This window comes from Pseudomonas sp. ASL4 (assembly GCF_056680395.1).
In genome coordinates this window covers 5,407,393-5,433,148 of record NZ_CM155280.1, presented here as the reverse complement: position 1 = coordinate 5,433,148, position 25,756 = coordinate 5,407,393, and the positions used below count along the sequence as shown (strand labels likewise).

Here is a 25,756-nt window from a genome sequence, read left to right as displayed (position 1 = left end):
TGACCATATTGCTGGGGGCCCTTGCCACGATTTCTCCCGTTTAGTCTTTCCTGATCCGCAAACAGTACAACGCCTCCACATTGGGAGGCGTTGCAGTTTTCAGCGTTAGGGTTTGTGTTACTTCACTTCAAAGCGGTCCAGGTTCATCACTTTGGTCCACGCGGCCACGAAGTCTTTGACGAACCGCTCCTTCGCGTCGCTGCTGGCATAGACTTCCGCCAATGCCCGCAACTGCGCATTCGAACCAAACACCAGATCAACCCGGGTTGCCGTCCATTTCACTGCGCCGGTTTTGCGGTCGCGGCCCTCGAATTCCTCCTTGGTCTCCGAAGTCGGTTTCCACTCAACGCCCATGTCCAGCAGGTTGGTGAAGAAGTCGTTGGTCAACGCTTCAGGCCGCTGAGTGAAGACGCCGTGCTTGGCTTGGCCGATGTTGGTATTCAGCACCCGCAGGCCGCCGATCAGCGCGGTCATTTCTGGCGCGGTGAGGGTCAGCAGTTGCGCCTTGTCGATCAACAGTTGCTCGGCCGGAACGCGGTAGCGGGTTTTCAGGTAGTTGCGGAAGCCGTCGGCGATGGGCTCCAGGAAGCCGAACGATTCCACGTCCGTTTGCTCTTGGGTGGCGTCCATCCGTCCTGGGGTGAACGGCACCGTGACGGTGTGGCCAGCGTTTTTTGCCGCTTGTTCGACGCCGGCGTTACCGGCGAGCACGATCAGGTCGGCCAGGGAGACTTTCTTGCCGCCGCTGTTGAACTCGCTTTGGATACTTTCGAGTTTCGCCAGCACCTTCGCCAGTTGTTCGGGCTGGTTGGCTTGCCAGGATTTTTGTGGCGCCAGCCGCAGACGTCCACCGTTGGCGCCGCCGCGTTTGTCGGAGCCACGGAAGGTGGAAGCGGCTGCCCAAGCGGTGGACACCAGTTGTGAAACGCTCAGGCCCGAGGCGAGGAGTTTGCCCTTGAGTGCGGCGATGTCGCTGTCGTTGACCACGGCATGGTCGAGCGCAGGGATCGGGTCTTGCCACAGCAGTTCTTCGGCGGGCAGTTCCGGGCCGAGGTAGCGTGAGAGTGGGCCCATGTCGCGGTGGATAAGCTTGAACCAGGCGCGGGCGAAGGCATCGGCGAGTTGGTCGGGATTGGCCAGGAAGCGCCGTGCAATTGGCTCGTAGATCGGGTCGAAGCGCAGCGCCAGGTCCGAGGTCAGCATGGTTGGGTTGCGGCGTTTGGACGGGTCGTGGGCATCCGGGATGGTGCCGGCGCCGCCGCCATTTTTGGGTGTCCACTGGTGCGCGCCGGCCGGGCTTTTGGTCAGTTCCCAATCGAAGCCGAACAGGTTTTCCAGGTAGTTGTTGCTCCACTTGGTCGGGGTGGTGGTCCAGGTCACTTCCAGGCCGCTGGTGATGGTGTCGGCGCCTTTGCCGGTGCCGAAGCTGTTCTTCCAACCGAAGCCTTGTTCTTCCAAGCCCGCAGCTTCGGGTTCTGCACCGACGTTGTCGGCAGGGCCGGCGCCGTGGGTTTTGCCGAAGGCGTGGCCGCCGGCGATCAGCGCCACGGTTTCTTCGTCATTCATGGCCATGCGGCCGAAGGTTTCGCGGATGTCTATGGCGGATCTGACCGGGTCTGGCTCGCCTTCCGGACCTTCCGGGTTGACGTAGATCAGGCCCATTTGCACGGCAGCCAACGGGTTCTCAAGGTTGCGACCGTGGTCGGTGCGGCTCTCCTCATTTTTTCCCGGTTCGGCTACGAGTGGACCTTCGCCGGGTGCTTCCACGGGGGCGTTTTCTTTGCCGTAGCGGGTGTCGCCGCCGAGCCATTTGTTTTCAGAACCCCAGTACACGTCTTCGTCCGGTTCCCACACATCGGGACGACCGCCGGAATAGCCGAAGGTCTTGAAGCCCATGGACTCCAGCGCGACGTTGCCGGTGAGGACGATCAGATCGGCCCAGGAAATGTTCTGGCCATACTTTTGCTTGATCGGCCAGAGCAGCCGGCGCGCCTTGTCGAGGCTGACGTTGTCCGGCCAACTGTTGAGCGGCGCAAAGCGTTGCTGGCCGGAACCGGCACCGCCACGGCCATCACCGGTGCGGTAAGTGCCGGCAGCGTGCCAGGCCATGCGGATAAAAAACGGCCCGTAGTGACCGAAGTCCGCCGGCCACCAGTCTTGGGAATCGGTCATCAGCGCATTCAGATCGGCTTTGACCGCCGCAAAATCGAGTTTTTTGAACGCATCGGCGTAGTTGAAGCCCTTGTCCAAAGGATCGGACAGGGTCGAGTGCTGGTGCAGGATTTTCAGATTCAGTTGATTCGGCCACCAGTCGCGGTTCGTCGTACCACCGCCAGCGGCGTGATTGAACGGGCATTTCGATTCGTTTGCCATGTAAGAGCTACCTTCGGTCGTGTTCATCCAGCCATCCGGCCCGGCCTGGGCCCGCAATAGCAATGAGCGAAATCAATGACATAGGCTGCTGGGCCAAGCAGTTCGATCAACTGCTCATTGTGGCCACACGGGACGTCTAGAGATTGGCGATCGATTCGCCAGCACGCGGGCCCACGGCAAGCCTGTGACTCTTTTCTTATCTCTTCATCAGGTATTGAACGGCCAGCGTACGCCGGCGCACGGGTAAGACTAGACCCTCTGAGGCGGACTGCTAATAGGCGCAGTGTTGGGGTGTGATAGGCGGAATCTTTTGCGCGCACAGCAGGAGCAAAGCTTGCTCGCGATAGCGGTCTCACGGGTGCCTTCGCCGGCAAGCCGTGCTCCTACGGGTGCGGCAAGCTATAAGTACTCAACACCTTAATGGCTGCTCACCCTGCCAGTTTGTCTGGAGCTGCGTCTAACATGGAAAAACCGCTGAATCTACCCGTCCAAACCGCAGCGAAAGCGGTTTTGCAGCAACTCGTCGAGCACATAACGCCAGACTCCACCGAAGCATCCATTGCTCACCTCTCCGCACAGGCACTGGCCCGATTGGGCTATCCCGACACCTGGTATTACGATTGCCCGGCCTTCGTGCTGCTCGGGTCTCGCAGCTTGCTCTCGATCTCCGGGCGCGATTACCGGCCGAGCGATGAGGCTGTTGGTCTCCACAATTTAATAACGGTCGATTTGAGTCCGAAATCCGGCAATGTCTGGGGCGACTGCGCGCGTTCGTTTTATATGGAGGACGTCGTGTGCAGAGCGGTGCCCATCGGGGATGAATTCGGCAGAGGGTATGCGGTTGAGCGGCTGTTACATGAGTCGATGTGCCGTTTTACCCGGCCAGACACTACCTTTCATGAGCTGTATGAGTTCGCCAATGATTCGATCATTTCGGCCGGGTTTGAGAATCTCGACTTCAGCGCGAATGTTGGGCATAGCCTGTGCGAGCGGCGGGGCGACAGGTTGTATATCGAGGCCGGGAATGACCGGCGTTTAGGGGAGGTGGAGTGTTTTACTTTTGAACCTCATATTCGCCAGGTCGAAGGTGTCTGGGGGTTTAAGCATGAAAACGTTTATTTCTTCAATGAAGCTGGTGCTGCGACAGAACTTTGAGTGAAAAACGGACTGATTTATTCGTTTCTTTGTAGGAGCAGAGCTTGCTCGCGATAGCGCTCTCCCGAACGCCATCGCCGGCAAGCCGTGCTCCTACAGGTGCCCCCGAGCCGTTCGATACCAGGCAACTGGCGAAAGCAGCAGAACCGCCAACAAAAACGCTACCTGTGAAAGATAGAACGGCTCAAGCCATTGCTGATTCACGGCCACGTAAAACGTGTTGTGAGCGACATCTGCGATGATGATGGCCGCCGTGAGTGCGATGCCTGTCCGGGGTTTGATGAAAAGCAGCAGTGCCGCCAAAGGATCAAGAATCGTCAGTGCCCCCCAGAACACTCGGCTGGCCCAATACGCGCCATTCCCGTAGCCGTAGTCCCAGAAAAATCCATGTTGAAAATCCGCCCGCAAATGATTGGCCGTGGCGACCAAAAGACAGCAGGCGAATAACACGCGGATGGCAAATGATGCGCCAGGCATGGGCCTACGATTCACTCTCGCGCCAACGCCGCGCTTGCACAATCACCGCCGGTGCAAAGTGCAGCACCACCATCCGCACCAGGTGATGCGTCAGGATGAACACCACATTCAGCCCGCCACCGAACGCGACGATGGCGATGGTTTCGATGGCGCCGGGCATGTAGGCCATCCACAAGGACAACGGATCGCTGCCCAGGACTCGTCCGGCCACGCCGGCAAATGCGGCGGCGATCAGCAGCATAAGGGCGACGGCCATCATCCCGGCGCGGCCATGGCGTATAAGTTCGCCGAAGGAGATGTCTTTGAATTTCGAGCCAATGAGCACGCCAATGATCACTGTTGCGGCATCGACGCTCCATTCCGGCATTTGGAAGTTGTGGAGATAGCCCATCTTGATAGAGGCGGCGGTGGCGACGATGGCGGTGAGCATGAACGGTGCCGGGACGCCGATGCGCAACAACAAGCGGCCGATGCCGATGCTCAGGGCGATCAACGATAGCACCGTGAGCACGGTGCTGAAGACTAGCGGGCTGCTTTCGGCAAGTGCCATGCTGGTTTGCGCGGGAATCAGAAAACTGACCAGCACAGTGATCGACAGCAGCCGCACCAGGTGCACGACGATGACTTTGCCGGACGCTCGCTCGGACTCGAGCAGATCAAACACCGCAGCGAGGGCGCCGGGGTAGACGGCCAGCAGCGAGTCCTTGAGGTTCCAGCCCGAGACCTTGAACAGCCAAAAACTGGCCATCGCAATCTGGGCGGTCAGGCACAGGAATAGGATGCCGAGGCTGGGTAACATAGCGGCGGCAGTGTGGCTGTCCCACGCCTTGAACATCAGGCCGGTGGCGATCCCCAGCACGATTTGTATGAAGCCGAGGCCCAAGGGCAGGGTGGGGGCGAAGCGCAGGTTGCTGGCGATTAGCGAGGTGGCGAGAATCGAGCCGAGTAACAGGCCATGGGGTACGCCGACATACTGCAGCGCGGTGCCGACACCGGTGGCGATCAGCAAACACAGTAAGGTCTTCATGAGTCTTCCTTGATTCTAGTGTTACTGAATGTGTCGTCCATTTAGGCCATGCACGTTCTCCCATCTAACGGTGCGCGGGTCAAGTGGTTGAGCGCTTCTATCTCGCGATGGCCCAACGTAATCTGTCACCTCGACATTTGGAGGGAACCCAACCATGCCGCTCACCTATCGCCCAGTCAGTGCTGAAGATGTACTGACGATTTGCGAATTTCCTCAAGATCCCCAAGAACTGTTTTTTATGTTCCCGACCGGCCAGTACCCGCTGACGGAGGCGCAACTGGGCGCATCGATTGCCAAGCGCTCGGACTCGACGGTGATCGAGCAGGACGGCGCCATTGTCGGGTTTGCCAACTTCTACAAGTTTGAGCGTGACGGGATCTGTGCGATTGGCAATTTGATTGTGTCGCCCGAGGCGCGAGGGCAGGGTGTGGCGACGTTTTTGGTGGCGACGATGGAGCGGCTGGCGCTTGAGCGTCATGGGGCGCGGGAGGTGCAGTTGTCGTGTTTTAACGAGAATACCGCGGGGCTGATTTTGTATCCGAAGCTTGGGTTTGTGCCGTTTGATATTGAAGAACGGGCGTCGCCGGACGGGCGTCGTGTGGCGTTGATTCATTTGAGGAAGGTTTGGGGATGAATGTTTTCAGGGCTTGAATGTGCGGTGAGTTTTAGGACCTCTTCGCGGGCAAGCCTCGCTCCCACAGTTGATTGCTGGCGTTCACAGGTAGTGGATTCACAGCAGATACCCTTGTGGGAGCGGGCTTGCTCGCGAAGGGGCCGTCATATTCAACATCAATGTTGACTGACACACCGCTTTCGCGAGCAAGCCTCGCTCCTACGGGGGGACGGGGTGATCAACAAAAAAGCCCCGATGCCTTTTATGGGATCGGGGCTTTTGTTAGTGGGCTTTAAACGCTGCCTTCCACGTCTTCGAGGCTGAATGTCTCGGTGTGGTCGTCGTAGGAGAAGATCTCCGCGTAGCGGCCCCAGGTAATCACGCTTTCCAGGGTTTTTTCGACGAACGCATCGGTCAGCGAATCTTCCAGTTCCTGCTCAAAACGCACTCGCGGCGCGCGGTGGCCGTTGCGTTCCTGCAAGACCTGGCGGATGCGGGCCGCCAGTGGCACGTGTTTGACCAGGTGTTCGGCGAACAGGGTTTTGCGCTCTTGGGTGCCGTAGTCGGCAAAGAGTTTGCCGGCCTCGGTCAGGGTGATGTCGGCGCCCTTGAGTTCGGCGAAGCCCAGGTGTTCGAGCATTTCCGCGACCGGGAACAGGTCGTCCACTTCCAGCAAGCGTCGTTCGGCGACGTCGGGCAGGCCGGCTTCGCCGTTATAGGGCTCGGCCGCCAGGGTTTCGATCAGGCCGGCAATCAAGTTGGTAGAGACTTCTGGCAGCGGGCTGCCCATTTTCAGTTCGGATTTGCCTGTGCTCGTGGCGTCTGCGCTGCGGCGGTCGGTCATCAGGGCATAGATGTCGTCGACCATTTGCCGAAAGGTCGGGTCCAGTCGGTTGCGTGGGTGCTCGAACGGTACTTTGATCTCGGCGACCACGCGCCCTGGGTTAGAGGACAGCACCAGGATGCGGTCGCACATCAACACCGCTTCTTCAATGTTGTGGGTCACGATCAGAATGGATTTGATCGGCAGTTGTTTACCGCTCCACAAGTCCAGCAGGTCGGTACGCAGGGTTTCGGCGGTCAATACGTCGAGGGCGGAGAAGGGCTCGTCCATCAACAGCAGCGTCGGGTTGACCACCAGGCCGCGGGCGAAGCCGACCCGTTGGCGCATGCCGCCGGACAATTCCCGAGGGTAAGCGTTTTCGAAACCATCGAGGCCGATCAAGTCGATCGCCGCCAGTGCGCGTTTGCGCGCTTCCTTGCGTTCGACCTGTAGCGCCTGCAACCCGGCCTCTACGTTCTCGAGCACGGTCAGCCAAGGGAACAGCGCAAAGGTCTGGAAGACCATGGCCACGCCTTCCGCCGGCCCGTTGAGCAAGTGGCCGTTGTAGCGGACTTCGCCCGATGTCGGTGGGATCAGGCCGGCAATGATGCGCAGCAACGTGGACTTGCCCGAGCCGGAGCGGCCCAGCATGCCGACGATCTCGCCTTCACGCAGCGTCAGGTCGACATTGGTGAGTACTTGCAACTCGTCCTTGCCCTTGCCAAACGCCCGGCTCACGTTGTTCAACGAGTAGATTTCGGGGGATGCCTGTGTGTGTTCGGTGTAGGTATTCATGACATCGAATCCCGTTAATTGAGACGGAGTTTGTTTTCAGCAATGGCGTACATCGGTCGCCATACCACGCGATTGAAGGCCACCACAAAGAGCGACATCACCACCACGCCGAGGGTGATTTTCGGGAAGTCACCGGCGGCCGTGTTTTCGGCGATGTAAGCGCCCAAACCGTGGGCTACCACCTTGTCCTGTCCCCATGAAACGAATTCGGAAACGATACTGGCGTTCCACGCGCCGCCAGACGCGGTGATCGCCCCGGTCACGTAATACGGGAAGATGCCCGGCAACATGATCTTGCGCCACCACAGCCAGCCGCGAATGCGGAAGTTCGCCGCCGCCTCGCGGAAGTCGTTCGGGAACGCGCTGGCGCCGGCAATCACGTTGAACAAGATGTACCACTGCGTCCCGAGCACGATCAGCGGGCTCAGCCAGATGTCCGGGTTCAACTGGTAACGCAGAATCACGATGACAAACACCGGGAACAGCAGGTTGGCGGGGAAGGCCGCGAGGAACTGCGCCAGCGGCTGGATTTTCTCGGCCAAGTGCGGGCGTAAACCGATCATCACCCCCAGCGGCACCCAAATCAGCGAGGCCACGGCGATCAACAGCACCACTCGCACCAGGGTAATCAGCCCCATGACGAGCACGTGCCCGACCTCGCCAAGTGTCACTTCGCTGCTCATATAGAGGCCGATGTGGTACAGCGTGTAAAGGGTCAACACGGCAATCAGCGTGCCCCACACCCAATCGATCAGCCGTGAAGTGGCCGGGTTGACTGGCGTGGTGGTGCGGTTTGTGCGCGGCAAGCTGAAGCGGCGGTTGCCGATTCGGCCGACGGTGCGGGTGATCGGGCGCAAGATGCGCTGGACCATGCGGGTGCGCTGGATCAGTTTCAACACCCAGGACTCCGGCGCGCCGGCCTGGGAGGCGGTGTTTTCCATGCGGAACTTGTCGGCCCAGGCTACCAGCGGGCGGAACAGGAATTGGTCGTAGATCAGGATCACCGCGATCATCGCCAGGATGACGTAGCCCACGGCATGCAGGTCTTGCTGCTGGATGGCGACGGCCAGGTACGAACCCACGCCCGGCAGCATGACGGTCTTGTCACCAACAGTGATGGCTTCGGAAGCCACCACGAAGAACCAGCCGCCGGACATGCTCATCATCATGTTCCAGACCAATCCCGGGATGGCGAACGGCACGTCGAGCTTCCAGAACCTCTGCCAGCCGGATAGCTGGAGGTTGCTGGACACTTCTTCCAGGTCACGGGGCAGCATGCGCAGTGACTGGTAGAAGCTGAACGTCATGTTCCAGGCCTGACTGGTGAAGATGGCAAAAATGGCGGCGAACTCAGCGCCGAGCACTCGCCCTGGAAACAACAGCAGGAAAAACGTCACCGTGAACGAGATGTAGCCCAGCACCGGTACCGATTGCAGGATGTCCAGCACCGGCACCAGCAATTTCTCGGCGCGCCGGCTTTTGGCCGCCAGGGTTCCGTACAGCAGGGTAAAGACCAGGGAGGCAGCCATCGCTGCGAGCATGCGCAGGGTGGTGCGCATCGCATACTCGGGCAGGCTGGATGGGTCGAGTGAGATGACTTCACCTTGCAAGGTGGACATCGGCGCCCAGGTTTCCCGTGCGGCTATCGAGAAAAATAGCAAGAAGCCAATCACCAGCGGCAAAGCGACCAGGTCCCAGCGGTTGGGCAGTAGTCGCAGCGTCGTGGCCGGGATGTAGTGGCGCAATACCTTGTTCATATTCAGTGATTCCAACAGCGATCTGAGTGGAAGGGCAGGACCACAAGTCAGTACTTTCTTGAGCGCGCGCGTCTGAACCACAACACGGCACACCCTTGAGGGTTGGCAAAGAGCAGAGTGAGGTCACGCAAACGGACGCTGAAGGCACCAGCCCAAACGCCACGTTGAACTCATCAGGCAACAGGGCGTGGGACTTTCGTGAGCTTAGCTTCTGTCTGCATGACCCACCGAGAATGGGCAGGGTCCATGGCCGGACGCTCCTTTGGCAGGTTGGGCATTGGGGGGCCTGATTGAGGCCATCGGGCCAGCAATTGCGGGGTTCATCGACGCTGGCGTCGATGCACCGCTACGCTGGCGCGGATTATACGTTTCCAATTGTTACAAAAACATAAATTACCTGTCATGTTTACGTATTAAAACCATCGAAAAGCGACTAGCGGTGGCGCGTAAGTTGGGGCTGTGGGGGTTGTTCGGGCCTCTCGCGGGCGAGCCTTGCTTCTACAAGGGGAGGTGTCGTTCAGGGAATGGAGGGCGGGATTCGCTCAGGAGTTTGCTGAATGCCTGTTTGTCGATCGGGCGGCTCATAAAGAAGCCTTGCACCTCGTGACATTGATCTGCGCCCAGAATGTTGAGTTGCTCTTCGGTTTCGACCCCTTCGGCGGTCACGGTCAGACCCATGGCCTTGCCCAGTCCGATGATCGCCTGAACCACCGCGCGGTCGTTGCCGCCGCTGCTCATCGAGGCGATGAAGCGTTTGTCGATCTTGATCCCGTCGAACGGGTAGGCACGCAGGTAGCCGAGTGAGGAATAACCGGTCCCGAAGTCGTCCATGTTCAGGCGCACGCCCAGTTCCTTGAGCGCGTTCATGGTGGTGAGGGCGCCGTCGATGTCGTTGAGCATCACGTTTTCGGTAATCTCCAGTTCCAGGCGACTGGCCGGGAAGCGCGTTTCGACCAGCACCTCGCGGACATCCTCGACCACGTCACTGCGGGCGAATTGTGCCGGGGAAAGGTTGACCGATAACAGTAAGTGGGCCGGCCAGGTCAGGGCGGTTTCGCAGGCTTCGCGTAAAACCCAGCGGCCCAGCGGCACGATCAGGTCGGTTTGCTCGGCCAAGGGAATGAACACGTCCGGCCCGAGCAGGCCTTGGGTCGGATGCTGCCAGCGAACCAGCGCTTCAACCGAGACAATTTCCTTGCCGTCGACTTTGTAGCGCGGCTGGTAATGCAGTACAAACTGCTGGTTCTGCACCGCCAGGCGCAGATCGTCTTCCAGTTGGCGACGCTGTTGAATCTGGTCGTTCATGTGCGCTTCGAAATAGCACCAGGTGTTTTTACCGTCGGACTTGGCCTTGTACAGCGCGATGTCGGCGCAGCGGATCAATTCGCCGGGCAGGTAACCCTGGCGGCGGCTGAGGGCTATGCCGATGCTGGCGCCGATATGCAGCGCATGGTTTTCATAAGGGATGGGCCGGTGCAGGCTGGCGATAAGTCGGGTACAGAATTTGTCGATTTCGCTGTGGCTGTCCATGCCGTGCAGCACCACGACAAATTCATCACCGCCCAGCCTGGCCACGATGTCATGGTCGCGGGTGCATTCACGCAAACGGGCGCCGACCTCCTGCAACACCGCATCGCCGGCAGGGTGGCCGAGGGAGTCATTGATGGGCTTGAAGTTGTCCAGATCCAGCATCAATAACGTCAGCGGCGCCGAGTACTCTTTGAGCAGCAACGCCTCGTCAAGGTAGCGCGCAAGCTTGTTGCGGTTGGGCAAACCGGTCAGCGCATCGTGCATCGACAGATGCTGGATTTGCGCGTGGGCGGCGACTTCATCGGTGATGTCGCTGGCGGTGCCCCGATAGCCAATGACGGCGTGGTGGTCGAAAATCGGCCGGGCAGATACGCGGCAGTAGCGTTGTTGTCCGGTGTGATCGCGGTAGGTACAACGCAGCAAGCTGACATCGGCTTGCTCGGTCAGTTTGTTCAACCAGAGTGCCAGGGGCGTGGTGTCGCAATACAGCAGTTGCTCGATGTTTTGGCCCACCCATTGCTGATTGGAGAACCCAGTCACTTCACTGAATCGCCCGGACAGGTAGGTGATGGACTGGCGTTGATCAATTTCCCAGATCCAGTCCGACGCCGCTTCCGCCACTGCACGAAAGCGCTCTTCGCTGGCTTCCAGCGCCTGGTTGGCGGCTTGCAACTCCTCATAACTGGTGTCGACATACCGTGAGGAGCGCAACGCATAGCGAAAGAAATAGGCGGTCAGCAACATCAGCACCGTCAATGTCCCTGCCAGCGGCGGCAGTAATGACCACAATAAATGCTGCCCGGGCTTTTCGAGTTTGGCGATCAGGCTATAACCGGTGCTATCCAGGGGGACCTGCGGCAGGTTTTTAGCGATGCTGGCATCGGCGGCGAGGCTCAACTCCTCCAAGCCATAACTGACGCCCAGGCTATGCAGTTTGGTCGCGGCCAGTTGATCGACGAACACCAGCAGCGAGGTGCTTTTGGGGTCCGCTATCGTGCGGTCGTCATTGGGTATGACCGCCGAAGCGGTCAGCAGCGCCGGCCGACCCTCGAACATCGTGTACAGGCTCATCGGTTTGGTCAGGTCGGCCTGGCCCTGAACCTGATCGATCAGCGTCGCGGCAGACGCGGTCAGGTAACTGGAAAAATCACCCTGGACCAACTGCCCCCGAATCACCGCGTACTTGGTGCGCTCCCGATCAACGACAAATACGCCTTCGTAGCCATCGTTGGTGAACAGCGTTTTCCCGATATTTTGCTGGGTATAGGCCCAATCGGTGTCCACCTGGCCATTCAAATGCTCATAGGCGGACGTCCAGTAGGCATAACTGGTGATGTAGTTTTTTGATGCGGTGACGCGGTTTTCCAGCGCGCGTTCGGTGTAGAACCGGGTATCGCTGAGGTCTTCGGCGTCGAGGCCGGCGGCGATGCTGAACAGCGTGCCGAGCGCGATACCGACCCCAGCGATAAACACAATGCCCATTGCAAACGCCAGGCGCCGTGTCACCGAGCTTTGGCGGGTATGGGCCGGGGCCGCATAGGCTGAAAGGTCCATTGACTCGTCCTTGATCCATTCTCACAGCGTCTGGGCAACCTGAACTGTTGCATTGCTCAGGCTGGCCAGCGATTCAGTCATCCGCGATCGTCGGTGATGAATCTATTGGCGAGAGTATAGGCAGCGTGGACCAGAACGCCGGACCATCCCTGGATTTGCGGTGTTTGTTCGGGCCTCTTCGCGAGCAAGCCCGCTCCCACCGGGGTTTTTTGTTGTACACAAATGAGTGTTCCAACACAGACCCCCTGTGGGAGCGGGCTTGCTCGCGGAGACGTCAGCCCAAACACCACACTTTCCAGATCCTCATCAACGACCGCTAAACACCGCCACCCTGCGCTGCGCAAACGCCGCCAACCCTTCACCAAAGTCGCTGCTCTCACAGGCCTGTCGCCGCAACTCGGCAATCTGCTCCATCGCCTGCACCGGCATCGGTTGCAAATCTTCAAGAATGCGCAGCTGTTCCTTGACCGCCGCCACCGCCAGCGGCGCTTTGGCGGCGATGCCCTGGGCCATTTCCAGGGCGGTCGCTTCCAGCTCGCTGCTGTCGACCAAGCGGTTGATCACGCCAAACCGTTCCGCGCGTTGCGCGTCGAGTTTCTGCGCGGTGAAGAACATTTCCTTGAGCACATGAATCGGCAAGTTGTTGAAGAACCGCAGCAAGCCGCTGGTGGTGTAGGGCAGGCCAATGTTCACCGGGGTCATCGCAAAACTGGCGCTGTGGTCGGCCACCACCAGGTCGCAGCTCATCGCCAGGTCCACCGCGCCGCCCCACACTGAACCGGAGATCAACGCAATGACCACGCCGGGGTAGGCGCGGATCCGGCGCAATACTTGTTCGAGGGGTTTGCCGTAGGCGATCGGGTCGCGGTCGTGTTGCAGTTCGCGAATATCGTGGCCGGCGCTCCACACCGGTTGCCCCACTTCGCTGCCAAGTATCACCACGGGCACGCGTTGAGCGGCGAGGGCGGCGAGGCTTTCGTCGAGGGCGCTCAGCAGTTGGGCGCTGAGGGCGTTGCGGTGGCTGGGATTGCTGAAGACCAGTCGGGCGATGCGCTCATCGATCTGGTGGACGGTGACGGTCGAGTTCATTGGGCGGTTCCTGTGGCGTGTGCGGATGAGTCGTCGGTGTCCTGGAACACGACGTTGGCGGCGAGCAGGGCGTTGATCGAAGCGGCATCGAACCCCGCCTCGCGCAGCACCTCTATAGTGTGTTCACCCAACAGCGGTGGTGGGCGGCTGGCGGCGCTGTCGGTAGCGCTGAACACCGGCGTCACCACTTGGCGCAGTGCGCCGAGGGTCGGATGGTTGAGGGTTTCAGTCAGTTGGCTGTGCAGCACTTGCGGATCGTCGAAAACTTCGTCGAGGGTGTTGATCGGGCCGGCGGGCAGGCCGGCCTCGATGAACAGCTCGGTCCACGCGTGTTTACTGCGGGTTTTCAGACGGCTTTCGAGGATCGCCTTCAGCTCTTCGCGACGCTCGACCCGAGCTTCATTGGTGGCGAAGCGCGGATCCTCTGGCAGAGAAGGCAAGTCCAGCAACACGCACAAGCGTCCCCACATGGCCGAGGTGATCGGCGCCAGGTTGAGCGGGCCGTCGAGGGTCTGGAACACCCCGTAAGGGGCAATCACCGAATGTGCATTGCCGGTACGGCGGGGCACATCGCCGAGGCTGAGATAACGTTGGCCATGCACGCTCAACAACCCCACCAGACTAGCGAGCAACGACGTACTGACATGCTGGCCGCGCCCGGTGGTCGAGCGTTCCAGCAGGGCGGCCATCACTGCCGTCACCAGCCACATCCCCGAGGTCAAATCACCGATGGCCGTGCCGGTGCGGGTCGGGTCGCCGTCGACGAAGCCGGTCAGGCTCATCAGCCCCGAGTAGCCTTGGGCGATCTGGTCGAAGCCTGGCCAACTGCTCATCGGTCCGTCGGCACCGAAGGCGTTGATGCTGCCGAGGATCAGTCGTGGATTGCGCGCACTCAGCACCTCAAAGCCGAGGCCCATGCTTTCCAGGGTGCCGGGTTTGAAGTTCTCGATCACCACGTCGGCGTCGTCGATCAGTCGCTGGATCGTGGCCAGTCCTTCGGGGCGGCGAAAGTCGATGCACATCCCGCGCTTGTTACGGTTGCACGAGAGGTAATAGGTGCTGACGCCCCGATCGAACGGGCCCCAGGTGCGGCTCATGTCGCCGGTCGGGCCGGGCTCGATCTTGATCACGTCGGCGCCGAGGTCGGCCAGCACCATGGTGCAGAACGGTCCTGACAGTGCCCGGCTCAAGTCAACAATCTTCACGCCTTTTAACGCTTGCATAGGGTTCTCCAGTTCACTGATCAGGGCGCTATTGCGGCAGGGTTTGATCACGGGTTTCGACGGCAAACGGCAGGATCAGAATCCCGGCCACGAACGCGGCAGCGGTCCAGGCGATGGGCGCGCCGAGCGAGCCGTGCCAGTGAATGGCCGCCGCCAGCAGGAAGTTGACCCCGGCGCCGATGAAGCGCCCGACCGAGGCGTTGAAGGCGAATGCCGTGGCGCGGATGCGGGTCGGGTATTGCTCGGGCAACCAGAGCGAGAAGATCGCGAAGTTGCCGCCAAAGAAACCGAGGAACACCAGCGACACCATGAACAGGTGCAGGCCATCGTCCATGTAAAACACCCAGCCAAATGCGACCACGATTGAAGCCGCCATGCCGGCGAAGTAGATACCCAGCGCCTTGCGCCGCCCGACACGTTCCGCCAGCCACGGCGCGATAAGACAGCCGAGGATCGTGCTCAGCGACAGGATCGCCGCGCCAATCGAGGCCAGGTGTACCGCGCCGACATGGTCGATGCCGGCGCGGGTCGCCAGGGTCACCACGGCGGTGGCTTCGTACACCGAACCGGCCCACAAACCGACAATCGCGACCCCAACCAAAGCCGAGCTGGTGAGCGTGCGGCGCCGAAACGCCGGGGCGAAGATTTCCAGCCACGAGCTATGCGCTTTAGCGCCTTTGACGTGGATGACAGGCTTGTGCGGTTCTTTGACTTTCAGCGCGGTATAGATCGCCACGAACGCGGGGAACAGGCCGCAGAGAAACATCACGCGCCAGCCATAAGTGGCGCCGACGGTGTAGTTGAGCAACGCGGCGATAAAGAAGCCCAGGTAGTAGCCGGTTTGCAGGTAACCGGCGCCCATTTTGCGGCGGTCTTCCGGCCAGCACTCGGCCACGTAGGTCCCGGCCAGTGCCCACTCGCCACCGACGCCGATTCCGGCGATCAACCGAAACGCCGCCAGTTGCCAAATGTTCTCGGAAAACGCTGCCGCGCCGGTAAACAGTGAGTACACCAGGATGCTCGCCGCCAGCATCTTCACCCGGCCAAAGCGGTCGGCCAGCGGTCCCCAGATAAACGACAGACCCCAGCCGATCAGGAACAAACCGAATAGCAGGGAGCCGTACATGGCGATGTTGGCAGGGGTGGCGGTGATGCCGGAGTTGGGCAGCAACTCGGTCATGGCCGGGATCAGCACCAGGGCGAAGATGACCGAATCCACGCCATCGAGCACCCATCCCAGGTAGACCGTCCAGAAGCCGCGAATCTGCTCGCGGGTCAGGGGCGTTTTGATCGGTTTCTCGCGTGTTGCAGATGCAGTCATTGCTCTAGACATGGCGATCTCCCAGTGGCCTTTTTCAGGCCTATGGAAGCGCTGCCCGGCGGTTGCGGCCGATAGCGCTTCGTTTGTTGTGAGACGAGTCTAGGCGCGGTATCTCATAAGCCTCAAATATGATATTCCTCTGCTCCCAACGGAAAATACGATGGCTTCGGAGATGCCCATGGACCTGCGCCAATTGCGTTATTTCATCAAGGTCATCGAGTGCGGCAACATCACCCGCGCCAGTGAAGCACTGCACATCGCCCAGCCTGCGATCAGCCAACAGATGCGCAATCTGGAGCAGGACATGGACATGCAACTGCTCGAACGCAGCGTTCACGGCGTGGTGCCGACGGCGGCGGGACGCACGTTGTATCGGCATGCCGTCGAGCTGCTGCGCCAGGCCGATGGCACCCAGGAACTGTTGCGCCAGGACGCCGAGTTCCCGCAAGGCAAGGTCTCGGTCGGCATGCCGTCGAGTACTGCGCGGATGTTGGCGATCCCGCTGGCGCGGACCATCCGCAGCCGTTATCCGGGGATCAAACTGGAACTGATCGATGCGCCGAGCGCCGAGCTTGGCGGCCTGATCACCGTCGGGCGGGTGGCGCTGGCGGTGAACGTCGATGTGGTCGAAACCCGAGGCGTGGTCTCGCAACGACTGCTCACTGAGGCGTTGTACCTGGTGGCGTGGCCGGAATTTGCTTTACCGGATGGCCCGGTGTCGATTGAGGTCCTGGCGAAGATGCCGCTGGTGCTGCCTTGTGCGCCGAACACGATTCGCAGTCGGGTCGAATCGGCTTTTCAAGAGGCCGGCCTGCAGTGTGAGGTGGAGTTTGAGGCCAACTCCACGGACCTGCTGTTCTCGGCGGTCAAGGCCCGGCTCGGCGTGACGATCCTGCCGTGGGCGGCGGCGCATGTTGAGCTGGAGCAGCACAAGCTGAAACTGGCGAGGATCGATCATCGACTGTTCACCCGGGAGCTGTCGTTGTGTTGGCATGACAGCGCGGTGCAGAGCAATGCGGTGCAGAAGGTCAAGGCGACCATTTTTGAGTTGTTCGACGGGTTTGAGCGCCAGCCGGGATGGGCGGATGGGCGGTGATGCGGCATTTTTGTGTTGTGTTTGAGGGCCGTCATCGCGCATACACCACGAATCCCGGATCAGTTGTACTCTTCAAGCCACCACCAAGCCCCACCTTCAGGATCAACCACTGTGAGATAGACTCAACACGGTGTACCGAACGGTGGGAGTAACACCTGTGGCGCAATTCAGATGGACTCGCTAATCACCGCAGCAGCCCGAGCACTCGCGGCGGGTGACCCCCTCGGTGCGCTGAACCGCATAGCCTTGCGCGACGATGCGCCGGCGCTCGCGCTGCGGGGCATTGCAATGGCGCAGCTCGGTGAGCTGGTGCGAGCCCGGGCGCTGGTGCAACGGGCGGCGCGGGCCTTCGGGCCGAAAGAGGCGTTGGCGCGAGCGAGGTGTGTGGTCGCAGAGGCTGAGATCGCACTGGCCTCTCGGGATTTGGGTTGGCCGGTAAAGGCTCTCGGCACGGCACGTTTGACGCTTGAAGCCCACGGCGATTTCGTCAACGCCGCCCATGCGCGCTATCTGGAGATTCGGCGCCTGCTGCTGATCGGGCGCCTGGATGACGCGCAGCACCTACTCACCGAACTTGACCCTGCGCCACTGCCGCCGGCCTTGCGCACTGTCCATGAACTGGTCGTGGCCGGGATCGCGATGCGGCGCCTGCAATCGAACATGGCACGCGCTGCGCTGAGCAGAGCCGAAGAGGCCGCCGGGCAAGCAGCGATTCCCGCCCTTAGCTCCGAGGTTGAACACGCTGTCCTGGCGATGAACACGCCCGTCGCACGACTGATTGCCCAGGGCCAGGAACGTCCGCTGTTGCTGGACGAAGTCGAAGCGCTGCTCGCCTCAACCTCGCTGGTGGTGGACGCCTGCCGCTACAGCGTGCGCGGCGCCGGCATGTCGGTCTCACTGGCCTCGCGCCCGGTGTTGTTCACCATCGCCCGGGCACTGGCCGAAGCCTGGCCCGCTGACGTGCCGAGAGAAACGCTGATCGCCCGAGCCTTTCGCTTGAAACTCAGCGATGAATCCCATCGCGCCCGGTTGCGCGTCGAGGTCGGTCGCCTGCGTGCGGCGCTTGAGCCGCTGGCCAGCGTGACCGCGACCCCGCGCGGGTATGCCCTGGTGTCGCGGGATGAAACCGACGTCGTGCTACTGGGGCGGCCCGTTGAAGAAAAATTCGCTGCGTTGTTTGCCTTCCTCGCTGACGGGGAATCGTGGTCGAGCTCCGCCCTGGCGCTGGCCCTTGGCACCAGTCAGCGCACGGTGCAACGGGCACTCGACACACTGGCGGCCGACGCCAAGGTGCAATCATTCGGACGCGGACGGGCGCGGCGCTGGATGACTCCGCCGGTGCCGGGTTTCGCGACGACTTTGTTACTCACGGCGCCGTGGCCCAGTGATTAGGATCACCTCACCAACCCGTGACGAGGAAACCATCATGAAACACTCAGCAGCCGAAATCCTCCGTGAATATGGCCCTTTTGCCGGTGTCGACGCTGTGCATGGCGTGAGCTGGGACGGCCAGAATGTCTGGTTCGCCAGCGGCGAAAAACTCAACGCCCTCGACCCGGCCAGCGGCCAGCCCCTGCGCTCGATCGACGTCACTGCCGATGCGGGCACCGCGTTCGACGGCGAGCACCTGTTCCAGATCGCCGCCGACCGTATCCAGAAAATCGACCCCAGGACCGGCCGCGTCCTTCACACCATCCCCGCGCCCGGCCCCAGTGATTCCGGGCTGACCTGGGCCGAAGGAACGCTGTGGGTGGGCGAGTATCGTGACCGCAAGATTCATCAGATCGATCCCGAGACCGGGGCGATTCTGCGCACCATCGAGTCCAACCGTTTTGTCACCGGCGTGACCTGGGTCGAAGGCGCGTTGTGGCATGGGACGTGGGAGGGCGATGAGAGTGAGTTGCGGCGTGTTGATCCGGCGACAGGTGAAGTGCTGGAAAGCGTAAAGATGCCCGCAGGCGTCGGCGTCTCGGGGCTTGAGTCCGATGGTGCCGATCAGTTCTTTTGTGGTGGCGGGGGTAGTGGAAAATTGCGGGCGGTTCGTCGGCCGAAATGAGGTCGAATAGATAGTTTTGCGGCGGCTAAATGGGCCTCTTCGCGAGCAAGCCCGCTCCCACAATGGACGGTTGTGAACATACTGTTTGTGAACGACAACAATCCAGTGTGGGAGCGGGCTTGCTCGCGAAGGGGCCCTAAAGACAGCAAAAAACTGTCTGACAACAAACCAGTATTCGCCACAAGCGCGCAGGATCGTATGATTGGCGCTTCCCCTCGCCACTCACAAGGATCAACCCATGGCTTTAAGCAAGCGCGATCAGGCGCACATCGAACGTCGCCTGGTCGCCACCCTGACCGAAGCCTGTGAAACGGCCAAAGCGGAAATCGTCGGCTTCTGCTGGCTGACCCACGAGGTCGATTACGCCGAGTTTCCTTCCAGTCTGCGGGTGATCTGGGTCTTCGATACCGAGGCTGAAAAGCAACAGGCATTGTCCAGCGGCCAGGGCGAACGCATGGTCGAATTGACGGCCGAGGCGTTAGCGCAAGCGGACGTACTCGTCAGCCCGGTCGCGGCTCATGTGCAATTCGATTCCGAAGAACAATGCCAGCGAGTTAACGGCGGCAATTGGGCGCAACGCCTGGCGCGCAAACGCTAGACGCGGATGGCTGTAAACGCGGTCAAGGAGCTGCCGAAGGCTGCGATCTTTTGACGTTGCCTTTTGAAAGACCCAATCAAAAGATCGCAGCCTTCGGCAGCTCCTACCGGGGGCGATTTTCAACGCGGTGAATGTGGTCGACTCACAACCGCACTCACAACCCGGCGCCGATCAATTTGAGGTACTCGGGGCTCTCGGAGATCGAGTTGTGCCCCACACCGTTGATGACCTTCAGCGTCGCCACACCCGGAGTGAACTGTCCATAGAGCAGCTCTGTGCTCACCCGCGGTATCACCTCGTCGTGTTCAGCCATGATCAACAGTGTCGGGACGCTGATGTGCGCCGCGTATTTCCTTGAATCAAACGTGTCCTTCAACAACCACTGCACCGGAAAAATCGGGAACTGGCGGGCGGCGAGTTCCAAAAGGCTGTCGTAGGGCGTGATCAGGATCAAGCGCGACGCCGGGCGTTGGCTGGCGAGGCGGATGGCAACGCCGGTGCCGAGGCTGCGACCGACCACGGCAACCTGCGGGTGTTCGGCGTAGACCCGGTCAAACAAATCAAGCGCATCGCGGGCAATCGCTTCCTCGGAAGGTGACCCCGAGCTTCCTCCGAAGCCTCGGTAGTGCAGTAGATAGATCGCCTCGTCCGGGAACGCTTGGGAAAACGGCGGCAGGTTTCGAGAGACGTCCTCGGCGTTACCACCGAAATAGATCAACGCCTTGGGGCCCACGTGTGGCCTGACGGATACCTGCAGGTCCGCGTCGCTAACCGACAGTTTGAGCAACGTATCCGGGGTCTCGATGGTGCTGGGTTGGGGGAAGTAAATCAGGGCGCGCTGAAACACGAACAGCGCGGCACAGAGCAGCAAGTACACGGCTGCAATCGATACGAGGATGTACACCAGGATTCGTGGCATGCGCCTGCTTTTTCTGGACAACATTGAGTGCTCTGGGCCTGAAGACGGCGTTAGCAGTCTAGTCCATTGATTAGCGGGCCACCCGCCGCAAAATGCTGTCCGCTACCAGGCCGAATCGCCCCGCAACGCCACATCGGCGCCATCCGTCGCAGATGAAGAAAAGACGCCAATCCATTCACATCAACGTATTTTTCGGCAACCCCAACAACCCGTTCAGCGTATTCATGATCGCCTGCTGCCGCGCCCGATCCACCTGATGCCCGGCCTCGGCGGCGGCCACATCCGCAGCGCAATGAGGGCACGTCACTTCATGCGGGTGGATGTACTGCAAACATCCCCGGCACAAGGCCAACTGCGTCGGAATGCGCCCTTCGTCCGGTGATTTCTGGCCCTGATTCGCCCAGGCCAGTTTGATCACCTGACCACTGTCGCTAACGCTGCTCACCGTTTCGCCGGTCTCGATGCGTTCAGTGATGAGATCAAAACGCCCGACCGCGAAGGATTTTTGCGCGGCGTCTTCAATCTTGACGATGCGTTCGCGCAGCCCGCGTTTTTGCAGGTCCAGCGCGCGGTAATGGCAGTACGGGTTGTTGCCGGGTTTGCCGAGCAAGGAGTGCGAAGTCCAGGTGCAGCCGCCACGGCAGACGTCGTTGTAGTAGCAGCTGCGGCAGTAGCCCCACAGGTCGTCGACCGAGCGCAAGCGACCGAAGTGCATGCCTTCGCTGTAATGCCAGATGTCGTGCAGGCTCATGTTGCGCACATTGCCGCCCGAAAAACCGACGGTGGCCAACGAAGGGCAGCCTTTTACGGTGCCATCGGCCTCAAGTGCCAGCACGGTTTGCCCGGCGGCGCAGCCGCTCCAGTGCACGCGTTCGTCGCCGAAGCCGCGCCACATGTGTTCATACGGGCCGTAGTAACCGATGTTGTTGCCGACGTTCATCAGCAAACCGCGATCGACGCCTTCGCGGTAAAGCCGTGCCAGCAACGGCATCACTTCCAGCAGTTGATAGGGTTGCAGTAACAGCTCCGGGTGATCGACGGCGTTGCCCATGGCGACGGTCAACTGGATCTGCCAATGGGTGGCGCCGAGGCCGATGATCACCTCCATCAATTCGGGCAAATCGGGCAATGTGGCGGCGCCGATCTGGGTGTTGACGCTCACTGCCAGCCCGGACTGTTTGGCGCGGCGCAGGGTATCCACGGCTTTGTCGAATGAGCCCGGCACGTTGCGCACGGCGTCATGCAGCGGTGCCAATCCATCCAGGGAAACACCGACACCATTGAGCCCGGCATCCACCGCGGCCTGCATTTTCGCCGGCGTCAGGTTGCGCCCGCCGGTTTGAATCGCGCAGTACATGCCGTGATCGTGGATGGCCTGGATCAGCCGGGTCCAGTCCTTGCGCAGATAGGCTTCGCCGCCGATCAGGGTGATCTCGCGGGTGCCGAGCGCGGCCAGAGAGTCGATGACGTCGAGGCATTCCTGGGTGTTCAGTTCATCGGGTCGCCGATGGCCTGCGCGGGAGCCGCAATGCAGGCATTTGAGGTCGCAGGCCAGGGTGATTTCCCAGACCACATGCACAGGCACGTAACGTTTGAGGTCGGTTTCACTGAGGTAGCGGGCAGGGCGATTGTCTGACATGTGAGCTCCTTGCGCACAGTTGTGGCGAGGGAGCTTGCTCCCGTTGGACTGCGCAGCAGTCCTTTTCCCAAGGGGCCGCTTCGCGGCCCAACGCGAGCAAGCTCCCTCGCCACAGGTTACTCATCGTTAGTTCAGGCAGCGCTAGCGCGCTTCCAACCGTGCGATTTCGGCGGTCAACTGCTCCAGCGCACTGCGCAAGGCGCCGCTGTGAGCCACTTGCTGTTCGCCGCGCTGCACCACCGATTTCAGTTGCGCCAGGTCACCCGTGGTTTGCGCCTGCTGCACTGCGACGGCGTAGAGCGGCTGGACGTGATGAGGCGGCTCCACCGGGCCAATCACGGGCGATGGACTGACGGCGGCGTGCTTGACTTGATGCCAGACGCCCTGCTCGTAGTAGCGATAGTCGACAAAGCCGCTGACCCAGTCCGCGCCGAGGATGCCCTTCAAATGAAAGGTCTGGGCGATCTGGCTGAGTGGGCCGCTAGGGCTGCCATCCAGGGTGAGGATGATGTGGCTCTCGGCCGTCGGAATCAGTTTGGCCTCGGAATATTCACCCCAGACCCGAGCACGGAAGTGCACTGGCGGATGGGTGGCTTGAACGAGGCTGGCAATACCGCTGACTTTCTTTTTAACCGTGTCCACCAACAGGTCCAGGGTTAAAACCGGTGCGCCGATTAGATGATTGCTGACGTTGAGGCGAGTGTGGAAAAGTCCGATTGACATGGTGCAACTCCCTTAAGTGTATTCAGGACAAACCAGGCACATTGAGTGTCCGGGTCAGCGGCGTTCGAGTCGGCTGATTTCGCCCTTGGCGGCTTCCAGTGCGCTTTGCAGTTGTGGCTGCTGATCCAGTTGTTGCTTGGCCAGGCTCGCGAGGTTTTTCATCTGGGCCAGGTCACCGCTGGCAATGGCGCTTTGAATCGGCGCTGCATACAGCGGCAGGATCGGCGAATACGAAAAATGCGGCGGCATAACCGGGCCGGGCTCCAGCGGCGGGAAGGCAGTGGAACGCACCGCTTCGGTGAGATGAGCCGGAACGTTATTCACCTCGACCCAGCGTTGACCATCAAGGTAGGAATAGTTGGCGACACCGTCCTTCCAGTCGGTGCCGACCACCAAGCGTATCTTGAAATTCACGATGGAGTTCGAGCCTGGGCCGCCGTGATTGCCCTGTGCGGTGATCAGGATTTTGCTGACACCGGGTGACATCACAGTCAGGTAGGTGTATTCGCCCCAGACATCGGAATGGATATCCAGCGGAGGGTTGGTGGCCTGAGTGATTGTCGCGGTGCCGCTGACCGTCTCTTCAGGGGTAAAGACCAGCAGATTGAATGCCAGGCTTTGTGCACCCGGTGCCGAAGTACCAATTCGATAGGCGAGTGGGAATAAACCGACAGGTTGTTGGTGAGTACCAGACATGGTTATTGCCTCCATTGCAATAAGGGGAGAAAACAGAGCTAGTGTTTTTCCTGGCGCGAAACTTCCTTGGCCAGTGTGTCGTAAGCGGTCTGTAGCTCTTTGGGTTCAGGCTTCGATGCGTCGCGTTGTTTCAATAACGCTTTCATCTGTTGCAGGTTGCCTTCCTTGATAGCGTTCTGGATGGCGACCCCGTACGGCGGGATTGGATGAGAAGATGAATGGCTCATAGCGACTCCTTCCGTGGTATTAGCAAGTACTGCCGTCATTAGCAGTTTTTGCAGTTAAGCAGGACTCTTTAAATATGCAATGTCCAATGGAGGCATAATGCCTTTTAAATTTTTAATCCGGTTTTACTCATCGCGAAGTGTTTGGTTGACGCTAGTTTGATATTGAGAATGGCGATTAAGAATGGCCGATTCAGCTTTTTTCTCATAAATAACCGACGTCCTTATCGCCATTAATAATGACTTTCCAATATAACGTTTGGCATTAAACTGCAGTGTCTTTTGATATTGGTTTCAGGCCAAAAACCGGGAGTACAAAATGACCGAGCGCCACCTGATTCACACAGAAACCCTGTCGAACGGATGCAAAATCGAGGTGAAAGCCAAGATCCTGAGGGACGGCTCGTTGGAAATGTTCATCGGTGTCTACCGGCCAGATGGCACGGTTATCGTTGAGGACAACGACCCGTCGCCGCATTTGCTGGACATGGAAGCCGCGCTGGACTGGGGAATTGATATCGCCAGAAGTGTCGGTAACGGTCAGCAAGCCTGACCGTTATTCAGGACGCCAGATATCGCCCAAACCAATCCAGCGTCCGGCTCCAGGCGAGCTTGGCAGCGGCTTCATCGTATCGAGGCGTGGAGTCGTTGTGAAAACCATGATTCACGCCTGGATAAATGTAGCCTTCATAGGTTTTGCCCGCCGCTTTCAATGCCTGCTCGAAGGCCGGCCAGCCTTCAGTGATGCGGGTATCCAGTTCGCCGTAATGCAGCATGAGCGGCGCCTGGATTCGCGGCACATCCTTGGCTTCGGGTTGTCGGCCATAGAAAGACACTGCCGCCGCCAGTTCCGGGTAGGCCACCGCCGCCGCATTGACGACGCCACCGCCATAGCAGAAACCGGTGATGCCGACTTTCCCGGTACCGGCGGCGTGATTCATCAGCCACTCGATGGCCGCGAAAAAGTCATTCATGAGTTTTTCCGGGTCGACAGTCAGTTGCAGCTCACGACCCTTGTCATCATTGCCGGGATAGCCGCCGACCGACGTCAGGCCATCGGGGGCGAGGGCGATGAAACCGGCCTTGGCCACGCGCCGGGCAACGTCTTCGATGTAAGGGTTTAGCCCACGGTTTTCATGCACGACCACCACCGCCGGCACCTTGCCGGCGGCTTTCGCCGGGCGCACCAGATAGCCGCGAACCTGGCCGTGGCCCTTGGGTGACGGGTAGGTGATGTACTCGGCGAGGATGTCCGGGTCGGTGAATTCCACTTGCTCGGCCAGGGCGTAATTAGGGCTCAGGGCGGCGAGCAGCGCGGACGCGGTCAACCCGCCGAGGGCGAACAACGCCGCGCGGTCGAGAAACTCCCGCCGGTTGATCTGGCCATGTACGTAGTAGTCGTAGAGTTCCAGCAACTCAGGTGCGAAGTCTTTCGCCGTCAGACGGTTCATTGGCTTGCTTCCTGTCTAGGCATTGCTCACTTTGGCGGTTCGAATGAACAACGCGCGCACCTTGTCCCAGAAGTTGCCGCCCAGCACGAAAAAGCTGCCGATCAGCATCAGGTCGCCCAAGACTTGAACCTGCCAGAGGTTTGGCCGCAGCCCCGGCCAAATGCTGTCGACGTAGGGTTCAAGAAAGGCCGAGATCAGCGGTACGCAGAACATGACGAGCCCGATGCAATGCCGCACCGGGCCGACTTCGAGTTCGGCGCTGGGCGCCAGTGAGGTCACGTAACCAAACACGCTGCGCTTCAATTGCTGGAAGCCGGCCTTGCCCATGACGGCAATCACCAGAATCAGCAGGACCTTATTGCTGATAAACAAGACTCCCGTCAGCGCGGCGACCTTTGAACCCGGGACACCGACCGCTGCCGCGAGCGGCACCATCAACCACGACCCCAGCATCAAACACAAAATGACGATGCCCAGTTTGAAGCGCCAGCCGGCTGAGTGAGGTTGGGTAGTCATGAGGGCCGTACCTTTTCTGGATGGACTGCAGCGGTTAGTGGCACTTGAAAAGCGTAGCAGCTGATACGCCGCTACGGACGAGTTCGCGTTTTGATTGGGGC

Annotated in this window: 23 protein-coding genes; 7 read left to right on the top strand and 16 right to left on the bottom strand. The window is 60.2% G+C overall.

What is annotated here, in order from left to right:
• Window positions 1–117 precede the first annotated feature (117 nt).
• Window positions 118–2,373: a catalase/peroxidase HPI gene (gene katG / locus AC1MEW_RS24595; protein ID WP_480423874.1), complete on the bottom strand. Its 2,256-nt coding sequence runs from the start codon at window positions 2,371–2,373 to the stop codon at window positions 118–120.
• Between the two features lie 462 nt (window positions 2,374–2,835).
• Between katG and AC1MEW_RS24590 the strand changes: the two genes are divergently transcribed.
• Entirely contained in the window at window positions 2,836–3,528 is a 693-nt protein-coding gene (locus tag AC1MEW_RS24590; protein ID WP_480423873.1) for a M24 family metallopeptidase, read from the top strand.
• A gap of 93 nt (window positions 3,529–3,621) precedes the next feature.
• Here AC1MEW_RS24590 and AC1MEW_RS24585 read toward each other — a convergent pair whose 3' ends face one another.
• Window positions 3,622–4,005, bottom strand: coding sequence for a hypothetical protein (locus tag AC1MEW_RS24585; RefSeq protein ID WP_480423872.1), 384 nt, complete (start codon window positions 4,003–4,005; stop codon window positions 3,622–3,624).
• A 4-nt stretch (window positions 4,006–4,009) separates the two neighbouring features.
• The gene (locus AC1MEW_RS24580; protein WP_480423870.1) at window positions 4,010–5,032 is read right to left on the bottom strand and encodes an AbrB family transcriptional regulator; all 1,023 of its coding nucleotides are present in this window, start codon (window positions 5,030–5,032) and stop codon (window positions 4,010–4,012) included.
• A 154-nt stretch (window positions 5,033–5,186) separates the two neighbouring features.
• On the opposite strand from AC1MEW_RS24580, the gene AC1MEW_RS24575 reads away from it, so the two are divergent.
• Window positions 5,187–5,666 (top strand): GNAT family N-acetyltransferase, encoded by a 480-nt coding sequence (locus AC1MEW_RS24575; protein WP_201257373.1) that lies wholly within the window; start codon window positions 5,187–5,189, stop codon window positions 5,664–5,666.
• 271 nt (window positions 5,667–5,937) lie between these two features.
• On the opposite strand, the gene AC1MEW_RS24570 is transcribed toward AC1MEW_RS24575, so the two are convergent.
• The 6 genes from AC1MEW_RS24570 to AC1MEW_RS24545 form a co-directional block, all read right to left on the bottom strand.
• A complete protein-coding gene (locus AC1MEW_RS24570; RefSeq protein WP_201257372.1) occupies window positions 5,938–7,263 on the bottom strand; it encodes an ABC transporter ATP-binding protein in 1,326 nt (441 codons plus the stop codon).
• A gap of 14 nt (window positions 7,264–7,277) precedes the next feature.
• Window positions 7,278–9,020 carry an ABC transporter permease gene (locus AC1MEW_RS24565; protein WP_201257371.1) on the bottom strand — a complete coding sequence of 581 codons (1,743 nt, stop codon included), beginning with the start codon at window positions 9,018–9,020 and terminating at the stop codon, window positions 7,278–7,280.
• A 498-nt stretch (window positions 9,021–9,518) separates the two neighbouring features.
• Entirely contained in the window at window positions 9,519–12,104 is a 2,586-nt protein-coding gene (locus AC1MEW_RS24560; protein ID WP_480423868.1) for a bifunctional diguanylate cyclase/phosphodiesterase, read from the bottom strand.
• Between the two features lie 306 nt (window positions 12,105–12,410).
• On the bottom strand, window positions 12,411–13,193 hold the full coding sequence (gene scpB, locus AC1MEW_RS24555) for a methylmalonyl-CoA decarboxylase (protein ID WP_201257369.1): 783 nt from the start codon (window positions 13,191–13,193) through the stop codon (window positions 12,411–12,413).
• On the bottom strand, window positions 13,190–14,416 hold the full coding sequence (locus AC1MEW_RS24550) for a CaiB/BaiF CoA transferase family protein (RefSeq protein WP_480423866.1): 1,227 nt from the start codon (window positions 14,414–14,416) through the stop codon (window positions 13,190–13,192). The genes scpB and AC1MEW_RS24550 overlap by 4 nt, the downstream gene beginning before the upstream one ends.
• 28 nt (window positions 14,417–14,444) lie before the next feature.
• A complete protein-coding gene (locus tag AC1MEW_RS24545; protein WP_201257367.1) occupies window positions 14,445–15,749 on the bottom strand; it encodes an MFS transporter in 1,305 nt (434 codons plus the stop codon).
• A 148-nt stretch (window positions 15,750–15,897) separates the two neighbouring features.
• Between AC1MEW_RS24545 and AC1MEW_RS24540 the strand changes: the two genes are divergently transcribed.
• The 4 genes from AC1MEW_RS24540 (at window position 15,898) to AC1MEW_RS24525 (ending at window position 19,487) form a co-directional block, all read left to right on the top strand.
• Entirely contained in the window at window positions 15,898–16,833 is a 936-nt protein-coding gene (locus AC1MEW_RS24540) for a LysR substrate-binding domain-containing protein (RefSeq protein WP_480423864.1), read from the top strand.
• A 171-nt stretch (window positions 16,834–17,004) separates the two neighbouring features.
• Window positions 17,005–18,225, top strand: coding sequence for a helix-turn-helix domain-containing protein (locus tag AC1MEW_RS24535; protein WP_480423862.1), 1,221 nt, complete (start codon window positions 17,005–17,007; stop codon window positions 18,223–18,225).
• A 34-nt stretch (window positions 18,226–18,259) separates the two neighbouring features.
• Window positions 18,260–18,889: a Vgb family protein gene (locus tag AC1MEW_RS24530; protein ID WP_480423860.1), complete on the top strand. Its 630-nt coding sequence runs from the start codon at window positions 18,260–18,262 to the stop codon at window positions 18,887–18,889.
• A gap of 238 nt (window positions 18,890–19,127) precedes the next feature.
• Window positions 19,128–19,487, top strand: coding sequence for a hypothetical protein (locus AC1MEW_RS24525; RefSeq protein WP_201257364.1), 360 nt, complete (start codon window positions 19,128–19,130; stop codon window positions 19,485–19,487).
• Window positions 19,488–19,641: 154 nt separating this feature from the next.
• Here the strand turns inward: AC1MEW_RS24525 and AC1MEW_RS24520 are convergent, their stop codons facing one another.
• From AC1MEW_RS24520 to AC1MEW_RS24500, 5 genes are all read right to left on the bottom strand, one after another.
• Window positions 19,642–20,406 carry an alpha/beta hydrolase gene (locus AC1MEW_RS24520; RefSeq protein WP_480423859.1) on the bottom strand — a complete coding sequence of 255 codons (765 nt, stop codon included), beginning with the start codon at window positions 20,404–20,406 and terminating at the stop codon, window positions 19,642–19,644.
• Between the two features lie 175 nt (window positions 20,407–20,581).
• Window positions 20,582–22,045, bottom strand: coding sequence for a GDL motif peptide-associated radical SAM/SPASM maturase (locus AC1MEW_RS24515; RefSeq protein ID WP_201257362.1), 1,464 nt, complete (start codon window positions 22,043–22,045; stop codon window positions 20,582–20,584).
• A 141-nt stretch (window positions 22,046–22,186) separates the two neighbouring features.
• Window positions 22,187–22,768, bottom strand: coding sequence for a DUF1842 domain-containing protein (locus AC1MEW_RS24510; protein ID WP_201257361.1), 582 nt, complete (start codon window positions 22,766–22,768; stop codon window positions 22,187–22,189).
• A gap of 54 nt (window positions 22,769–22,822) precedes the next feature.
• Complete coding sequence (locus AC1MEW_RS24505; RefSeq protein WP_201257360.1) at window positions 22,823–23,464, bottom strand: DUF1842 domain-containing protein; 642 nt, start codon at window positions 23,462–23,464, stop codon at window positions 22,823–22,825.
• Between the two features lie 38 nt (window positions 23,465–23,502).
• A complete protein-coding gene (locus AC1MEW_RS24500; protein ID WP_201257359.1) occupies window positions 23,503–23,691 on the bottom strand; it encodes a DUF1843 domain-containing protein in 189 nt (62 codons plus the stop codon).
• 316 nt (window positions 23,692–24,007) lie between these two features.
• Here AC1MEW_RS24500 and AC1MEW_RS24495 point away from each other — a divergent pair, with 316 nt between their 5' ends.
• Complete coding sequence (locus tag AC1MEW_RS24495; RefSeq protein WP_480423857.1) at window positions 24,008–24,241, top strand: hypothetical protein; 234 nt, start codon at window positions 24,008–24,010, stop codon at window positions 24,239–24,241.
• A gap of 7 nt (window positions 24,242–24,248) precedes the next feature.
• Here the strand turns inward: AC1MEW_RS24495 and yghX are convergent, their stop codons facing one another.
• Together yghX and AC1MEW_RS24485 are read right to left on the bottom strand one after the other, a co-directional pair.
• On the bottom strand, window positions 24,249–25,139 hold the full coding sequence (gene yghX, locus AC1MEW_RS24490) for a YghX family hydrolase (RefSeq protein WP_201257357.1): 891 nt from the start codon (window positions 25,137–25,139) through the stop codon (window positions 24,249–24,251).
• 15 nt (window positions 25,140–25,154) lie between these two features.
• On the bottom strand, window positions 25,155–25,655 hold the full coding sequence (locus AC1MEW_RS24485; RefSeq protein WP_480423856.1) for a transporter suffix domain-containing protein: 501 nt from the start codon (window positions 25,653–25,655) through the stop codon (window positions 25,155–25,157).
• Between the last annotated feature and the right edge of the window lie 101 nt (window positions 25,656–25,756).

Coding starts and splice junctions, on each gene's coding strand:
- katG (WP_480423874.1), bottom strand. CDS start 2,373: ATGGCAAACGAATCGAAATGCCCGTTCAATCACGCCGCTGGCGGTGGT.
- AC1MEW_RS24590 (WP_480423873.1), top strand. CDS start 2,836: ATGGAAAAACCGCTGAATCTACCCGTCCAAACCGCAGCGAAAGCGGTT.
- AC1MEW_RS24585 (WP_480423872.1), bottom strand. CDS start 4,005: ATGCCTGGCGCATCATTTGCCATCCGCGTGTTATTCGCCTGCTGTCTT.
- AC1MEW_RS24580 (WP_480423870.1), bottom strand. CDS start 5,032: ATGAAGACCTTACTGTGTTTGCTGATCGCCACCGGTGTCGGCACCGCG.
- AC1MEW_RS24575 (WP_201257373.1), top strand. CDS start 5,187: ATGCCGCTCACCTATCGCCCAGTCAGTGCTGAAGATGTACTGACGATT.
- AC1MEW_RS24570 (WP_201257372.1), bottom strand. CDS start 7,263: ATGAATACCTACACCGAACACACACAGGCATCCCCCGAAATCTACTCG.
- AC1MEW_RS24565 (WP_201257371.1), bottom strand. CDS start 9,020: ATGAACAAGGTATTGCGCCACTACATCCCGGCCACGACGCTGCGACTA.
- AC1MEW_RS24560 (WP_480423868.1), bottom strand. CDS start 12,104: ATGGACCTTTCAGCCTATGCGGCCCCGGCCCATACCCGCCAAAGCTCG.
- scpB (WP_201257369.1), bottom strand. CDS start 13,193: ATGAACTCGACCGTCACCGTCCACCAGATCGATGAGCGCATCGCCCGA.
- AC1MEW_RS24550 (WP_480423866.1), bottom strand. CDS start 14,416: ATGCAAGCGTTAAAAGGCGTGAAGATTGTTGACTTGAGCCGGGCACTG.
- AC1MEW_RS24545 (WP_201257367.1), bottom strand. CDS start 15,749: ATGTCTAGAGCAATGACTGCATCTGCAACACGCGAGAAACCGATCAAA.
- AC1MEW_RS24540 (WP_480423864.1), top strand. CDS start 15,898: ATGGCTTCGGAGATGCCCATGGACCTGCGCCAATTGCGTTATTTCATC.
- AC1MEW_RS24535 (WP_480423862.1), top strand. CDS start 17,005: ATGGACTCGCTAATCACCGCAGCAGCCCGAGCACTCGCGGCGGGTGAC.
- AC1MEW_RS24530 (WP_480423860.1), top strand. CDS start 18,260: ATGAAACACTCAGCAGCCGAAATCCTCCGTGAATATGGCCCTTTTGCC.
- AC1MEW_RS24525 (WP_201257364.1), top strand. CDS start 19,128: ATGGCTTTAAGCAAGCGCGATCAGGCGCACATCGAACGTCGCCTGGTC.
- AC1MEW_RS24520 (WP_480423859.1), bottom strand. CDS start 20,406: ATGCCACGAATCCTGGTGTACATCCTCGTATCGATTGCAGCCGTGTAC.
- AC1MEW_RS24515 (WP_201257362.1), bottom strand. CDS start 22,045: ATGTCAGACAATCGCCCTGCCCGCTACCTCAGTGAAACCGACCTCAAA.
- AC1MEW_RS24510 (WP_201257361.1), bottom strand. CDS start 22,768: ATGTCAATCGGACTTTTCCACACTCGCCTCAACGTCAGCAATCATCTA.
- AC1MEW_RS24505 (WP_201257360.1), bottom strand. CDS start 23,464: ATGTCTGGTACTCACCAACAACCTGTCGGTTTATTCCCACTCGCCTAT.
- AC1MEW_RS24500 (WP_201257359.1), bottom strand. CDS start 23,691: ATGAGCCATTCATCTTCTCATCCAATCCCGCCGTACGGGGTCGCCATC.
- AC1MEW_RS24495 (WP_480423857.1), top strand. CDS start 24,008: ATGACCGAGCGCCACCTGATTCACACAGAAACCCTGTCGAACGGATGC.
- yghX (WP_201257357.1), bottom strand. CDS start 25,139: ATGAACCGTCTGACGGCGAAAGACTTCGCACCTGAGTTGCTGGAACTC.
- AC1MEW_RS24485 (WP_480423856.1), bottom strand. CDS start 25,655: ATGACTACCCAACCTCACTCAGCCGGCTGGCGCTTCAAACTGGGCATC.